General features: G+C 68.6%; 14 protein-coding genes and 1 pseudogene. 7 read left to right on the top strand and 8 right to left on the bottom strand.

The features are described 5' to 3' along the window. Positions 1-140: 140 nt before the first annotated feature. Positions 141-334, top strand: a pseudogene (locus ACN2C7_RS02165) (hypothetical protein); the annotation flags it as partial. 74 nt (positions 335-408) lie between these two features. Here ACN2C7_RS02165 and ACN2C7_RS02160 read toward each other — a convergent pair. Next, entirely contained in the window at positions 409-663 is a 255-nt protein-coding gene (locus tag ACN2C7_RS02160; protein ID WP_419319561.1) for a hypothetical protein, read from the bottom strand. 206 nt (positions 664-869) lie between these two features. Here ACN2C7_RS02160 and ACN2C7_RS02155 point away from each other — a divergent pair, with 206 nt between their 5' ends. Together ACN2C7_RS02155 and ACN2C7_RS02150 are read left to right on the top strand one after the other, a co-directional pair. After that, a complete protein-coding gene (locus ACN2C7_RS02155) occupies positions 870-2,114 on the top strand; it encodes a serine hydrolase domain-containing protein (RefSeq protein ID WP_419319559.1) in 1,245 nt (414 codons plus the stop codon). Between the two features lie 626 nt (positions 2,115-2,740). Then, positions 2,741-3,022: a hypothetical protein gene (locus ACN2C7_RS02150; protein ID WP_419319558.1), complete on the top strand. Its 282-nt coding sequence runs from the start codon at positions 2,741-2,743 to the stop codon at positions 3,020-3,022. A 179-nt stretch (positions 3,023-3,201) separates the two neighbouring features. Here ACN2C7_RS02150 and pgi read toward each other — a convergent pair whose 3' ends face one another. Continuing rightward, the gene (gene pgi, locus ACN2C7_RS02145; protein ID WP_419319556.1) at positions 3,202-4,821 is read right to left on the bottom strand and encodes a glucose-6-phosphate isomerase; all 1,620 of its coding nucleotides are present in this window, start codon (positions 4,819-4,821) and stop codon (positions 3,202-3,204) included. A gap of 109 nt (positions 4,822-4,930) precedes the next feature. On the opposite strand from pgi, the gene ACN2C7_RS02140 reads away from it, so the two are divergent. Beyond that, positions 4,931-5,410 carry a hypothetical protein gene (locus ACN2C7_RS02140; protein ID WP_419319555.1) on the top strand — a complete coding sequence of 160 codons (480 nt, stop codon included), beginning with the start codon at positions 4,931-4,933 and terminating at the stop codon, positions 5,408-5,410. Between the two features lie 8 nt (positions 5,411-5,418). On the opposite strand, the gene ACN2C7_RS02135 is transcribed toward ACN2C7_RS02140, so the two are convergent. Both ACN2C7_RS02135 and ACN2C7_RS02130 read right to left on the bottom strand, forming a co-directional pair. Next, the gene (locus ACN2C7_RS02135; protein ID WP_419319554.1) at positions 5,419-6,030 is read right to left on the bottom strand and encodes a redoxin domain-containing protein; all 612 of its coding nucleotides are present in this window, start codon (positions 6,028-6,030) and stop codon (positions 5,419-5,421) included. 69 nt (positions 6,031-6,099) lie between these two features. Beyond that, positions 6,100-8,265, bottom strand: a complete 2,166-nt coding sequence (locus tag ACN2C7_RS02130) for a protein-disulfide reductase DsbD family protein (protein ID WP_419319553.1) — start codon at positions 8,263-8,265, stop codon at positions 6,100-6,102. Positions 8,266-8,376: 111 nt separating this feature from the next. Here ACN2C7_RS02130 and ACN2C7_RS02125 point away from each other — a divergent pair, with 111 nt between their 5' ends. After that, positions 8,377-8,769, top strand: coding sequence for an acyl dehydratase (locus tag ACN2C7_RS02125; RefSeq protein ID WP_419319552.1), 393 nt, complete (start codon positions 8,377-8,379; stop codon positions 8,767-8,769). A gap of 185 nt (positions 8,770-8,954) precedes the next feature. Here the strand turns inward: ACN2C7_RS02125 and ACN2C7_RS02120 are convergent, their stop codons facing one another. From ACN2C7_RS02120 to ACN2C7_RS02105, 4 genes are read right to left on the bottom strand one after another with little or no spacing between them, the layout of a single operon-like run. After that, positions 8,955-10,211, bottom strand: coding sequence for a TolC family outer membrane protein (locus tag ACN2C7_RS02120; RefSeq protein WP_419319551.1), 1,257 nt, complete (start codon positions 10,209-10,211; stop codon positions 8,955-8,957). 5 nt (positions 10,212-10,216) lie between these two features. After that, a complete protein-coding gene (locus ACN2C7_RS02115; protein WP_419319550.1) occupies positions 10,217-10,420 on the bottom strand; it encodes a YgaP family membrane protein in 204 nt (67 codons plus the stop codon). 20 nt (positions 10,421-10,440) lie between these two features. Beyond that, on the bottom strand, positions 10,441-10,884 hold the full coding sequence (locus tag ACN2C7_RS02110; protein WP_419319549.1) for a thioredoxin domain-containing protein: 444 nt from the start codon (positions 10,882-10,884) through the stop codon (positions 10,441-10,443). Positions 10,885-10,901: 17 nt separating this feature from the next. Beyond that, on the bottom strand, positions 10,902-12,182 hold the full coding sequence (locus ACN2C7_RS02105) for an NAD(P)/FAD-dependent oxidoreductase (protein WP_419319548.1): 1,281 nt from the start codon (positions 12,180-12,182) through the stop codon (positions 10,902-10,904). A 156-nt stretch (positions 12,183-12,338) separates the two neighbouring features. On the opposite strand from ACN2C7_RS02105, the gene ACN2C7_RS02100 reads away from it, so the two are divergent. Continuing rightward, positions 12,339-12,671 (top strand): ArsR/SmtB family transcription factor, encoded by a 333-nt coding sequence (locus ACN2C7_RS02100; RefSeq protein ID WP_419319547.1) that lies wholly within the window; start codon positions 12,339-12,341, stop codon positions 12,669-12,671. Beyond that, positions 12,671-12,997 carry a rhodanese-like domain-containing protein gene (locus ACN2C7_RS02095; RefSeq protein WP_419319546.1) on the top strand — a complete coding sequence of 109 codons (327 nt, stop codon included), beginning with the start codon at positions 12,671-12,673 and terminating at the stop codon, positions 12,995-12,997. The genes ACN2C7_RS02100 and ACN2C7_RS02095 overlap by 1 nt, the downstream gene beginning before the upstream one ends. Positions 12,998-13,019 lie beyond the last annotated feature (22 nt).

The following is a 13,019-nucleotide window of genomic DNA, read 5'->3' as shown; positions in this document are numbered from 1 at the left end:
CTCACGGCGAGACGATCGCGGGTCTGGACAGGTCACTCCGCCGACACGGCCCTGCGGGCCGCCGCGACGCGGCCGGTCGGAGACCGGTCCTTGACTGACCTGCCCAGACCCGCACGCTGCAGCCTCCACGAGATGTAAGGATGGCTCCGACCTGGGGCGGTCGGGGCGGGAGGCGAGGCCAACCCTTAAAACTCCCGTCATTCCCGCCCTTGTGGCGGGAACCCCTCTATCCGCCGCAGGTGCAGGAGGGGCGAAGTGCGCGCGCACTTCGCTGGCGTCTCACGTGTCAGCTGAACCAGAGGTTCCCGCCACAAGGGCGGGAATGACGGAAGGTTTGGGGGGCGGGGCGGTCGGCGTACCTGAAGGCTCGGAATGACGGTGAATTAGGGCGTGGCGTTGGGGAGCGACCTAAACGCCCTCCCCCGTCCGCCCCGGCCCGCCCCCGATCATGTCCGGCCGGGTGCTGAGGAAGAAGTCGCGGCGGTGGGTGAAGAACTCGGCCGCCACGTCGAGGGCGGCGATGATCACCCGCATCATCGAGTAGTGCGGCCCGTTGGGCGGCAGGTTGCGCAGCTGGTCGATACAGGCCTGGCGCGCGGGACGCAGGCCGTCGAAGAAGCGCTCCGGGTCAGGTATGCCGGCGCGGCCGTTGCGCGGGCTCATGGGTTGCACACACGGCGAGGCGCGCGCCGGCGGGGGCGTTGGGTCGGCATGAAAGGCTCCTTTGTTCGCTCTTTGTTCTCACTCCGGCGCGCGCCGGAGTCAATCGACCACGGGTGGTGTCGCGCCGGCTCTGCCACAGGCGCGGTCAGCCCTTGAAAGACGGCCGCCAGAACGCGAGACTCTCGCGCCTGCGCATGGAAACCGAAATGAGCCCTTCTGGAACGATGGTCGCCCGGCGGGCCTTGCTGATGGGATCGGCGGCGCTGGCCGTCAGCGGCGGGTCGACGTCCGCCCGCGCCCGTCCGCGAGCCCGAGGCCTGGACGGCGACGGCGCCTGGATTCCGTCGGAAGACCTGGTTGCGGCGCTTCCACGCTTCATGCGCATTGCCGGGGTGCCCGGCGTCGGCCTTGCGGTCATAGACCGCGGAAAGCTGGCCTGGAGCCGCAGCTTCGGCGTGAAAAACGTGCTCACCCGCGACCCGGTGCGGGAGGACACGCTGTTTGAAGCGGCGTCGATGACCAAGCCGGTCTTCGCCTATGTCGTGATGCGGCTGGTCGATGAAAAGCGCCTGGACCTCGACACGCCGCTCGTCGCCTACCGCCGGCCTGCGAACCTGGGGAATGACCCGAACCTGGAACGGATCACGGCCCGGCATGTGCTGGCCCATTCGACCGGCCTGCCCAACTGGGCGTCCGCGCCGCTGGTCACAAGTAGCCCGCCCGGATCGCGCTACACCTATTCGGGCGAGGCCTTCATCTGGCTGCAACTGGTCGTCGAGACGATCCTGGGCATGGGCCTTGGCGGCGTGATGCAGGCCAGGCTGTTTGGTCCGGCGGGCATGTCGCACAGCAGCTTCGGCTGGGACGAACAGATCGCCCGGTCGGCGGTCTTTGGCCATTCCGAGCCTCCGGAAGGCGAGCAGGCGCTTCCTCCCCAGCCCACGCGCGAGCTGGGCGACCAGCTGCTTGCGGTCGCGTCGCGGTGGGGCAAGCCGATCGCGTCATGGACCTATGAGGATTCGATCGCGGCGATGCGCGAGACCGATCCCAAGACGGCGCCGTCGACGCACGACCTGCTGGTCAATTCGGCGGGCGGGCTCCTGACGACGGCGTCCGACTATGCCAAGTTCATGCTGCTGATGATGGACCGGCCGGGGCGGGCGGACTGGGAGATCAGCGATGCGACCCGGCGGGCGATGCTCACCCCTCAGCTCGACGTGCGCGGGCCCGACATTTCACGCGGACTGGGTTGGGAACTGGAACAGTCCTCAGCGGGCCCGCTGTTCCAGCACAGCGGCAGCAATTACGGGATCTTCAAGACCCTGGGCGTCGGCGACGCCCGACGCGGGCGCGCGATCGTCGTCTTCACCAATGGCGCGAACGGCAATGCGCTTGCGGCCCTGATCGTTCGGCAGGCCACCGGGATCGACCGGCTGAAGTCCTTGATCTGATAGGCTCTATCCCCGTGCCCCCACGGGGATAGGCCCTCCCCGCCGCCAGGGATTTCAACGGCCTAATCCCGTGAACCATCGTCACGATGACAATCTCATCCACCCCTGCAAAACCGCCCCCATACTCACTCTCGCCTCGTCACCGGGGAGGACGTCCAGCTGGCGATCTGACGGGTGATGGGGGCGGTCGAGCGGGTAGCGCCCGTCGGTCGTCGTTGAAGGCCCGATGGGGTCTGGCGGAGCGGGGCGGTCCTTGCGGGGGTCGAACGTGATGAAGCCGGGCCCGGACCGCCGGGAACACCCTTTGGCGACGCCCGGACGACGCGCGCCAGGCGCGGGCTGAAATCGCCCGCGCGGTCCGGATCGGGGTCGTCTGCCCGGTCCGCCCGCCGGAGGCCTCTTTCGGAAGCGGGTTAAAACCCCGCGCCCCGAGGGCTTTCGTCCACCGGCCGCGCGGAGCGCCCGTACGTGTCGAAACGGTATTCTCCAAATCCACATCCGGGCGCGCCCGGACGCTCCGCCGCCTCCCCACCTCGCCGGGCCTTCGCTCGGCGGACGACGCGAACCTGTGTCCTGCCTTCAGGCGGGGCGCGCCGTTCATCCCCTCATCCTGCGGAGATTTAGCCATGAGCAAGTTCAGAGACACGCCGCCCGCCGAAGCGACGGCGATCCCCCTCCCGCCGACGGGCCTGGAGGCCCAGGAGGCCGAGCTGAAGCGCCTCGAACACGAGGTGATGCGGTTCCGGGGACTCGCGGTCAGGGAGATGCTGCTGCGCGGCAGCTACCGCGACCTGATGAAAACCCTGGACATGGTCGAGGGCATGGATCCCGTCCCGAACGACTGGCGGGCCCGGCTGGAGGGGATGGACTTTCTGGGCGGCGGGTTTGATCCGGGTGAGGCGGATTGACGCGACGCGCCCCAAAAAACTCCGTCATTCCCGCCCTTGTGGCGGGAACCCCTGGTTCAGCTCTCACGTGAGGCGCCAGCGAAGTGCGCGCGCACTTCGCCCCTGCCGCACCTGCGGCGGTACGAGAGGTTCCCGCCACAAGGGCGGGAATGACGGGAAATTTTGGTATGTGGCGGGCCCTAAACCTTCAACCGCCCGATCAGCGCCGCCGTCGACGGATCGTGGCTGCCCGCGGCCCCGCTCTCCAGCTCCGGCAAAATCCGGCCGGCCATCACCTTGCCCAGTTCCACGCCCCACTGGTCGAAGCTGTTGATGCCCCAGATCACCCCCTCGACGAAGGTCTTGTGCTCATAGAGGGCGATCAGGGCGCCGAAGGTTTGCGGCGTCAGGTGGTCCAGCAGCAGCAGGGTTGAAGGCCGGTTGCCGGCGAAGGTGCGCTGCGGGGCCAGGGTGGCGATTTCCGCTTCCGGAACGCCCTTGGCGGTCAGCTCGGCGATCACGTCATCGGTGGTGCGGCCGACCATGAAGGCCTCGGCCTGGGCCAGCAGGTTGGACAGCAGCTTTTCGTGCATGCCGGCCGGGCCTTCGTCGGATTTGGCCAGGCCGACCAGTTCCATCGGCGTGATGTCGGTGCCCTGGTGCATGCACTGGAAATAGGCGTGCTGGACGTTGGCGCCCTCGTCGCCGAACACCACCGTGGCGGTGCCGCGCTTGACCGGCAGTCCATCGGGGCCGACCGACTTGCCGTTGCTCTCCATCTCCAGTTGCTGGAGGAAGGCGGCCAGGCGGCGCAGGCGGTGTGAATAGGGCACGACCGAGCGGGCCCGGCGGTCCAGGCCATTGCGGTTGAAGATCTGGGCCAGGGCCAGCAGCACCGGGGCGTTCTTGTCCAGCGGGGCCGAGGCGAAGTGGGCGTCCATGGCGGCGCCGCCGGCCAGGAAGCCCTCGAAGGCGTCCCAGCCGCAGGCCACGGCCACCGACAGGCTGACCGACGACCACAGCGAATAGCGGCCGCCGACCCAGTCCCAGAAGCCGAACACCCGCTCGTCGCTGATGCCGAAGGCGGCGGTCTTGTCCAGGGCGGTCGAGATGGCGGCCAGGTGCTGACGGGCGGCGGCCTCGCCAAGGGTTTCGACCAGCCAGGCGCGGGCGGCGCCGGCATTGGCCAGGGTCTCCTGGGTGGTGAAGGTCTTGGAGACGATGACGACCAGGGTCTCTTCCGGGGCGAGATCGGCGGTCATCATGGCGAACTCGGCGCCGTCGACATTGGCCACGAAGCGCAGGTCGATGTCGGGCTTGATGGGCCGCAGGGCGTCCCACAGCAGGCGGGGGCCCAGGTCGCTGCCGCCGATGCCGATGTGCAGTATGGCCTTGAACGGCTTGCCGGTGGCGCCCTTGATCTGGCCCGAGCGGACGGCCTCGGCGAAGGCCTTCATCCGTTGGCGGACGGATTCGACCTGCGCCATCACCGGAACGCCCTGGGCCTTGAGGTCGGCTCCGGCGGGCGCCCGCAGGGCGGTGTGCAGGACGGCGCGGCCTTCGGAGCTGTTGATCGCCTCGCCGGCCAGCATCCGGGCCCGGGCGCCCTCGACATCGGCGGCGTGGGCCAGGTCGAGCGCGGCTTCCAGGCCGGCCTCGTCCCAGGCCTGTTTCGACAGGTCGAGGTGCAGGCCAGCGACGTTAAGCGTGAGCGCTGCGAGCCTTCCAGGCTCCGCCTCGAACATCTCGACGATGCGCTTGTCGCCGGCGGCCTGGGCGGCAGTTTCCAGGCGGGTCCAGGCGGCGTCGAGATCGGCCATGCGTCGGTTCCTTGCGGGTTTGGTAAATCGGCGTTTACCCCGGCGGGCTTACCAAACGGATGCCGCCGCGTCATGCAGACCAATGACGTTTTTCGCGGGGAGAGTTCAGATGTCCTGCGACGCGATCGCCTTTTCCGCCCTGCTGTGGCTGGCCTCGACCGGCCCCGCGCCGCAGCCGACCGCCGCTCCGGCCCTCAGCGCCCCGGCCTCGGTGGCCGGCGAGCCGCTGTTCGCCGACATCGTGCGCCGGGCTGGGGGCTTGAAGCTGCAGGTCGAGGCCTATCGCAAGTCGCTGAACGCCGACCCTGCCGCCCCGGCCGCAGCCCTGCCCGGCGCCGAGGCCTTCGGCGCCGAGATCGCCGAGCTTTCCGCCCTCGACATGAAGGGCCACCTGACGCTGAAGGAACGCGGCGCGGTCGACGACCTCAAATGCATCCTGCGCGGCATCTCGGTCGACCTGCCCGAAAAGCTGGCCGCCATGACCGCCGCCAAAACCGTCAAGGATCAGGACCTGGCCCTGCGCGACATGGTCTATCTGCTCAACGACAATGTCGAAGTGATCACCGCCCCGCCGACGCCGGCGGCTTAGGCGGCCCCTCAAGCGTCCTTGTATTTCACGGCGCAGCCATAGGGCTGGACATAGGCCACCTTGACCGGCCGGCCCGCCTTCATATCCGCCAGGGCCGCTGCGACCAGGTTTTTGGCCCGGGGCAGGTCCTCGACCTTGTTGCTGGGGATGTCGTCGATGGCGCCCTCGTAGACCACGGCCCCGGCCTTATCGATGACGAACATATGGGGCGTGGTCTTGGCCTTGTAGGTGGTGGCGACGGTCCCGGCCGGGTCCAGCAGCAGGGCGGCGGGCCGGGCGCCCCGGGCGGTCATCCAGCTGCGCGCGGCGGCCCCGTCCGGGAAATGGCCCTGCTTGCCGGGCGCCGACGAGGCGATGGTCAGCCAGACCACGCCATCGGCCGTGGCGGCCGCCTGCAGGCCCTGCATGTTTCCCGAATAGTGCTTCTTCACATAGGGACAGCCCTCGTTGACCCATTCCAGGACCACGGTCTTGCCCCTGAACTCGGCCAGCGACCGGGTCTTGCCGTCGATGTCGACAGCGGTGAAGGCCGGGGCGGGTTTGGCGTGAGCGAGACCGGGCGCGGCGACCGCGATCAGCGGCAGGCCGGCGACGACGAGACGGCGCGTGACATTGGACATATGCGAGCTCCAGAAAGACAGAGTTCCCCCTCGCCTTTGCAGCTTGTCACATCCCGGCGTTTTCCGAAACTAGGAAGCCGCCTTCTCGATGGCCTCGATCACCATACCCTCGGTCAGCAGTTGCGGCAGGATCACCGGCGGCCCGCCCTTGGCCGGATAGACCAGATACAGCGGCACGCCCGCCCGGCCATGCTCGGCCAGGGCGGCGGCGATGGTGGCGTCGCGATTGGTCCAGTCGGCCTTCAGCAGCACGGCGTTGCGGTCCTTGAACACCTGGGCGACGCCGGCGCCGGACAGGGCCACCTTTTCGTTGACCTGGCAGGTCACGCACCAGGCGGCGGTGAAGTCGACCAGGATCGGCCGGCCCTGCGCCCGCAGGGCGGCGACCCGCTCCGGCGACCAGGGCTCGGAGGCCAGACCCGGACCGCTGGGCGTCGAGGCCTGGGCCGTGGCGGCGACAGGCCCCGGAGCCTGCAGGGTCAGGGCCGTCAGGGCGACGGCGCCGGCCAGGCTCAGCAGGGCCAGCAGCAGCGGAACCAGGCTGGGCTTGCCCACGGCGCGCCGGGTCTGGGCGTGGCCGTACAGCCAGGCGCCGAAGGCCAGCAGCACGGCGGCGGCGAACACCTCGCCCAGGGCGATCGACCCGGACTGCTGGCTGAACACCCAGACCAGCCAGGCCGCCGTGCCATACATCGGGAAGGCCAGGCCCTTTTTCAGGGTATCCATCCAGGCGCCGGGACGCGGCAGCCGCGCCAGCAGGGCCGGCGCGAAGGTCAGGATCACGAACGGGGCGGCAAAGCCCAGGGCCAGGGCCAGGAACACCGACAGCGAGATCAGCGGCGGCTGGACCAGGGCAAAGCCCAGGGCGCCGGCCATGAATGGCGCGGTGCAGGGGGCAGCCACCACCACGGCCAGGGCCCCGGTGAAGAAGGCGCCGGTCACGCCGCCGCGCGCCGAGATGCTGCCGCCGACGCCCTGGACCGAGGTCCCGAACTCGAAGACCCCCGACATGTTCAGCGCCACCAGCAGCATCACCAGGGCCAGGCTGGCCACCACCACCGGCGACTGCAGCTGGAAGCCCCAGCCCACGGCGGCGCCGCCGGCCCGTAGCGCGATCAAGAGGCCGGCGAGGGCCAGGAAGGTGGCGACCACCCCGACCAGGAAGGCCAGGCCCTGCAGGCGGGTCTTGCCCGGATCGTGGGCGTGGCCGGCCAGGCTAGCGGCCTTCATCGACAGCACCGGGAAGACGCACGGCATCAGGTTCAGGATCAGCCCGCCCAGGAAGGCAAAGACCAGGGCGGTGAGCAGGCCCTTGGCGTCGACCGGCCCTTTCGCGGCCCCCTTGGCGACCGAGGGCGGCGCGCCCAGGCCCGACGCCGTGACGGGGGGATCGCCCGCCGTCGCCGTCACCTCAACGGACTGACCCTTCAAGGCCAGCACGCCCGACAGTTCGGTGGGCGGGGTCCCACTGGTAAAGTCGTAGCCGGGCGTCAGGCCCAAGGTCAGGCCTTCGGGACCGCGCTCGATGGTCTGGTCGGCGGCATGGTCGATGACCTTGCCCGAATACGGAAAGAAGTAGGCGCCGGCCATGTCGGCGCCCTTCAGCGGCGCGCCGGTGACGGCCAGCTTCAGAACGCCACCCTCCAGCTTGAACACGGCCTTCAGGCCGGCGGACTTAGGGGCGTCGGCCAGGGTCTTGGCGACCACCGCGCCCCATTTCGGATCCGGGCCCGGCGCGCCGGCCACGATGGGCAGGTCCAGGGTCAGGACCGCGTCCTCAGGGATGCAGATCTCTTCGCAGACCAGGAAGGCGGCCGCGGCCTTGAGGGTGACCGTCGAGCCCGGACGGGCGTCGACCGGCACGGTGATCGGCACGGGCAGCAGCACCTCGCCCTTATAGGCGTAGTCGAGCAACGGCCCGACGCGGCTCTTCTCCGGGGTCGGCCAGACGATGTCGCCGGCGGTCCAGCCGGTCGGCAGGGTCCAGACGATCTTGGTGGCGTCGCCCGCGTCGCCCGGATTGCGCCAATAGGTGTGCCAGCCCGGCTGGATCTTCTGGCGCAGGGCCACATAGATCGTGGCGCCCGGAACGGCGGCGGCGTCCTGGGCCACCAGCTCGGCTTCGATGTGACCGGTGTTGACCGGGCCCGCCAGGGCCTGTCCCCCGCCCGAGCCGGCAAGAAGCCCGGCAAAGAGCACGGCCTGCACGGCCACGAGAAGTTTCCGGATCAACATGAAGCCTGCCCGAGCCAAAAAGCGTCAGGGACACATGGCCCGCCCGCGCGCTCTCGACAAGCACCGACCGACCATGGACAGTTGATGACGATTCAAAGTGAGACTTCAGACATGCCCGCCGCGTTCGACGATATCGAGATTGGTCAGGTCGTGTCCCTGGGCACGCGCGCCGTGGAGGGCAAGGCGCTGGAGGCCTTCATCGCCGCCTTCGCCCCCGGCTGGCCGCCCGAGAACGGCGCCCCCGACGTGATGGTGTTCGCCATCTGGTCGCGGCTGGACGCCGAGGCCGCCGCCGCCTGGCCCCAGACCAAGCGCCTGGGCGTCGACGCCCTGCGCTGGATGCGCAACCCGCCGGTCGGCGAACTGCTGCGCGGCCGCATGACGGTAATGGGCAAGGACCCGGTCGGCGAAGGCAAGGGCATGATCATCGCCCAGCACGACCTGCTCGACGAGGCCGGGCGGCTGGTCTTTTCGTGCCTGACTCGCAGCATTTTCGCGCGGTAAGGCGGCGGGTGGCCACAATTCCAGCGTCGCGCAGGCGCGCCAGATGTTGCGACCGCGCCGACGGCGAGAGCAGCAAACGAGCCTGAGTATCGCTGACCTACATAGCTCCGTCGCTCAGGGCGCGGAGAACCCGAAAGCGATGGCTATTGGCCAGAGCCCGCAGGACATCGCCGGGCGTGGCCGGTTCATTGGCCATGCAGCAGCGCGTCGAGCCGATAGGACGAGACCGTCACCTCGCCGCGCGCCGCCACCAGGGCGCTTTGCGCGGCCAGGGCTTCGCGTTCGGCGTCGAGCAGATCCAGGACGGGCTTTTGGCCCACCCGCACTTCATTGCGCACGCTGTCCAGCGCGCTGGTCGCGGCGCTGGCCTGGTCGGTGGCGGCCAGCATCACGGCCCGCGCGGTGTCGACATCGCCCCAGGCGCCGATCACGGCCTCCCGCACTTGAGCCTTCGCTGACTTCAGGCCCGCCTGAGCGGCGCGAAGCGCTGCCCCTGCCTCATCAACGCGGCCGCTTACAGCACCGCCCGAAAACAGGGTCCACCGTCCTTGCACACCGACCATGACGCCATCGGCGCTGTAGCCTGGAAAGAACTGGTCGCGCGCTGTGCTGGCGGTAGCGGTCAAGGCGAGGTTCGGCAGTCGGTCGGCCTTGGCGTAGCGAACGCCGGCCTGCGCCGCGCGTTCGGCCGCCTCGGCGGCCAAAAGCATGGGGCTCGATTGAGACGCCGTAGCGATCGCCTCATCGAGCGACGCGGGCGTCGCGGGGGGCGCGACCACGGCCTCAAGCCCGTTCGGTTCCGCTCCGACCACGGAGACGAAATGTGCCCGGCTCCTGGCCAGTTGACCTTCGGCACGGGCCAAGCCCGCGCGGCTCTCTGCCTGGCGGGCCATGGCCTGGTCGAGATCAGTGCGAGGTATCTCTCCGCCCTTGAAGCGCAATTGCGCCTGGCTGGTGATGGCCTCCATCTGGGCGAGCTGGGCCCGGCTCAAGGCCACCATGTCCTGGGCGCTAAGCACCCCGACATAGGATGACGCAACCTCGGCGCTGAGCGCAGCCGTTGCACCGCCGACCTGAGCGAGGGCTGCCGCCTTACCCTCTGCGGCCTGAGCGATAGCGGCGCTGACGCCACCGCCTGAGAACAGGGGCTGGCGCAGTTGCAGCGACGCCGCGCGGGGCGAGACATCGCTCTGGCCAAAGCCGAAGAAGCCACCAAGATCGGTCGTTCCGCTTGCGCTCTCACCCGACAGGGTGAGGCTAGGCAGACGGCCGGAGCGCGCCTGGGCCAGCCGGGCGTTGGCCGCGTCCGACTGGGCCTGCACCTGGGCAAGACCTGGATTGGCGCGCCGCGCCAGGGCGATGGCCTCGGGCAAGGTCATGGCCGACGCGCCCAAGGGCGCGGCGACACTGGCCAGCAAGAACAGGGCTAGGACGGCGCGCATCGAGTTCACTGGAACGCGACGCCCGGCTTGACGCCGAGTTTCTTGAAGATCATCGCGGCCGGGCAAAAGCCGGTGAAGGCCGCCTGGATCATGTTGAGGCCTGCAAAGATCGACAGGCCGATCCACCAGGGGTGAACAAACTGGGCCAGGCCGACGCCCACCAGGACGACAAAGCCGGCAAAAGCCAGAACCATACGATCGACAGTCATGATCAATCTCCTCAAGCGGCTCAGGCGCTTGCCTGGGCCAGAGCCTGGTGCGTCCAGGCGACGATTTGAGCCGCGCTCATCAGCCCGGCGGATCGGGCGATGACGGCGCCGTCCCGATAGAGCAGCAGCGCCGGAATGCCCGAGACGCCCAACGCCCCGGCGGCCTGCGGCTCGGCTTCGGAATTGAGCTTCAAGAGCCGCACGTCCGGCTCGAGCCGCGCGGCTGCAGCAGCAAACTGAGGGGCCATGGACCGGCAGGGTCCGCACCACGGCGCCCAGACATCGACGAGAACAGCGACGCCGCGGGTCTTGCCGGCGTGGGCGGCCAGTTGCGCGCCGCTCACCTCGGTCGGAGCGCCGGAGAACAGGCGCTCGCCGCAGCGGCCGCACTTGGCCGCCAGGGCGTTCCGGCTTTCGGGCGCGCGATTGGTGGCGCCACAGGCGGGACAAACAAGCTGCCGCATCACACTGCCTTTCGCCCTCAGGGCTTGATCTTGTGGATACCCATGACGTCCAGGGCGAGCTTCTCGTAGAAGGGCTCGCTCTCGCCGCGTTTGACCTTGGCCAGGAAGTATTTCTCGAACCCGACCTTGGCCAGGTGGACCCACTTGCCGCTGGCCGACCAGTTGACGTTGCGTGGCGGAATCTGGGGCTGGGCGATGAACACCACGCCGCCGTCGCCGAAATCGGCCAGGCAGATGGCGTTCCAGGTCGCCTCGTGGGTGGCGGGCTGGCCGCTGAGGATCTCTTTGAAGTTCTGGGCGATGGCCGTGACCATGCTCTCGATCATGAAGCCGGTCTTGGGCACGCCCACCGGCACCGGGGTCTTGCCCGTCGGAGCGATGGCGACGCAGACCCCCAGGGCCATGATGTTCTGGTAGGTCGGATTGCGTTGGTGTTTGTCGACCAGGATGAAGCCGCGCGGATTGGTCAAACCGCTGATCCCGTGAACCGCAGCCACGCCCCGGAAGGCCGGCAGCATCATCGAATAGGAGAACGGCAGGTCGTGGGTCGCCTTGACGGCGCCGTCGTCGGCGATCTCTTCAACGTGCATCAGTCCGGCTTCCACCGAAGTAACCTTGGCGTTGGTGATCCACTTGATGTGCCGTTGGCGCATCTCGCTTTCCAGCAGGCCCTTGGTGTCGCCCACCCCGTCCAGGCCCAGATGGCCCACATAGGGCTCGGAGGTAACAAAGGTCATGGGCACGCGGTCGCGCACCTTGCGGCGGCGCAGTTCGGTGTCGAGGATCAGAGCGAACTCATAGGCCGGACCAAAGCAGGACGCGCCCTGCACCGCGCCGACCACGATCGGGCCGGGGTTTTCCACAAAGCGGTCGAAGGCGGTCGCCGCCGTTTCGGCGTGATCGACGTGGCAGATCGACTGCGTGAAGCCGCCGTGCGGGCCAAGGCCGGGGATCTCGTCAAAGGCCAGCTCCGGCCCGGTGGCGATCACCAGATAGTCGTAGTCGAGCAGCATGCCATCGGAGAGTTCCAACTGGTTGCGTTCGGGCATGACCTTGGCTGCGCCAATGCCCCGGAAAGCGATGCCCTTCTTCTTGAACACGGGCGGCAGCTTGACCTCGATGGCCTCACGCTTGCGCCAGTGAACAGCGACCCAAGGGTTTGAGGGTACGAAGTGGAAGGTGTCGCCCTGCGAGACCACCTCGACCACGGCCTTGTCGCCCACGGCCTGCTTGATCTCGAAGGCGGCGATGGCGCCGCCCAGTCCGGCGCCCAGAATGACGATGCGCGGCTTGGCCATGATCCCGTTTCCTCTCACGCCGTGGTTCGGAGCCGAGACTGGGCTCGTTCCGCGCGGCTAACTTTGATCAGGATCACGTTTGAGCCCGAGCGGTCGGGATAGCGTCACCCTATCGATGGCTTGACTAGATATTCGTAAAGTCGCATATACGCAACTATGAATTTTGATCCTGCCGCCCTCAAGGCTTCCGCGGACGACGCCTGCGCCCTGCTCAAGGCGCTGGCCAATCCGCATCGGCTGATGATCGTCTGCGCGCTGGTCGACGGCGAGCAGTCGGTGGGCGCGCTCGCCCAGGGCCTGGGCGTTCGCGAGACCCTGGCCTCGCAGCATCTGGGCCTGTTGCGCCGCGACGGCGTGGTGGCCGCGAGGCGCGATGGACAGACCATTTACTACGGCCTTCGCAGCGGTCAGGCCCGCGCGCTGGTCGAGACCTTGTCCCGCCTGTTCTGCGCGGTCCCAGGACCTGCCCCTTTCAAGGAGACCCACTGATGTTCGGATCCCCCAAGACCAAAGACCTCACCGCCCATCAGGTGAAGACCGCTCTCGACGCCCAGGAGATCCTGCTGGTCGATGTGCGCGAGCCGGCCGAGTTCGCCGCCGAGCGCATTCCTGGCGCGGTCAATGTTCCGCTCTCCAGTTTCGACCCCAAGGCCCTCCCGGACGCCGGCGACAAGTCGGTGGTGTTCAGTTGCGGTTCGGGCAAGCGGTCGGCGACCGCCCTGGGCCACTGCCAGAAGGCCGGACACGCGCTGGATACCCACCTGACCGGCGGGATCATGGCCTGGAAGGCCGCCGGCCTGCCGACCGTCCGCTAGTCGACAAGCACAAGACCAAAAG

The organism is Caulobacter sp. ErkDOM-E, assembly GCF_048541895.1.
In the GTDB taxonomy this organism is placed as follows: Bacteria; Pseudomonadota; Alphaproteobacteria; order Caulobacterales; family Caulobacteraceae; genus Caulobacter.
This window is presented reverse-complemented; position numbering and strand designations above follow the sequence as displayed.

Coding starts and splice junctions, on each gene's coding strand:
- ACN2C7_RS02160 (WP_419319561.1), bottom strand. CDS start 663: ATGAGCCCGCGCAACGGCCGCGCCGGCATACCTGACCCGGAGCGCTTC.
- ACN2C7_RS02155 (WP_419319559.1), top strand. CDS start 870: ATGAGCCCTTCTGGAACGATGGTCGCCCGGCGGGCCTTGCTGATGGGA.
- ACN2C7_RS02150 (WP_419319558.1), top strand. CDS start 2,741: ATGAGCAAGTTCAGAGACACGCCGCCCGCCGAAGCGACGGCGATCCCC.
- pgi (WP_419319556.1), bottom strand. CDS start 4,821: ATGGCCGATCTCGACGCCGCCTGGACCCGCCTGGAAACTGCCGCCCAG.
- ACN2C7_RS02140 (WP_419319555.1), top strand. CDS start 4,931: ATGTCCTGCGACGCGATCGCCTTTTCCGCCCTGCTGTGGCTGGCCTCG.
- ACN2C7_RS02135 (WP_419319554.1), bottom strand. CDS start 6,030: ATGTCCAATGTCACGCGCCGTCTCGTCGTCGCCGGCCTGCCGCTGATC.
- ACN2C7_RS02130 (WP_419319553.1), bottom strand. CDS start 8,265: ATGTTGATCCGGAAACTTCTCGTGGCCGTGCAGGCCGTGCTCTTTGCC.
- ACN2C7_RS02125 (WP_419319552.1), top strand. CDS start 8,377: ATGCCCGCCGCGTTCGACGATATCGAGATTGGTCAGGTCGTGTCCCTG.
- ACN2C7_RS02120 (WP_419319551.1), bottom strand. CDS start 10,211: ATGCGCGCCGTCCTAGCCCTGTTCTTGCTGGCCAGTGTCGCCGCGCCC.
- ACN2C7_RS02115 (WP_419319550.1), bottom strand. CDS start 10,420: ATGACTGTCGATCGTATGGTTCTGGCTTTTGCCGGCTTTGTCGTCCTG.
- ACN2C7_RS02110 (WP_419319549.1), bottom strand. CDS start 10,884: ATGCGGCAGCTTGTTTGTCCCGCCTGTGGCGCCACCAATCGCGCGCCC.
- ACN2C7_RS02105 (WP_419319548.1), bottom strand. CDS start 12,182: ATGGCCAAGCCGCGCATCGTCATTCTGGGCGCCGGACTGGGCGGCGCC.
- ACN2C7_RS02100 (WP_419319547.1), top strand. CDS start 12,339: ATGAATTTTGATCCTGCCGCCCTCAAGGCTTCCGCGGACGACGCCTGC.
- ACN2C7_RS02095 (WP_419319546.1), top strand. CDS start 12,671: ATGTTCGGATCCCCCAAGACCAAAGACCTCACCGCCCATCAGGTGAAG.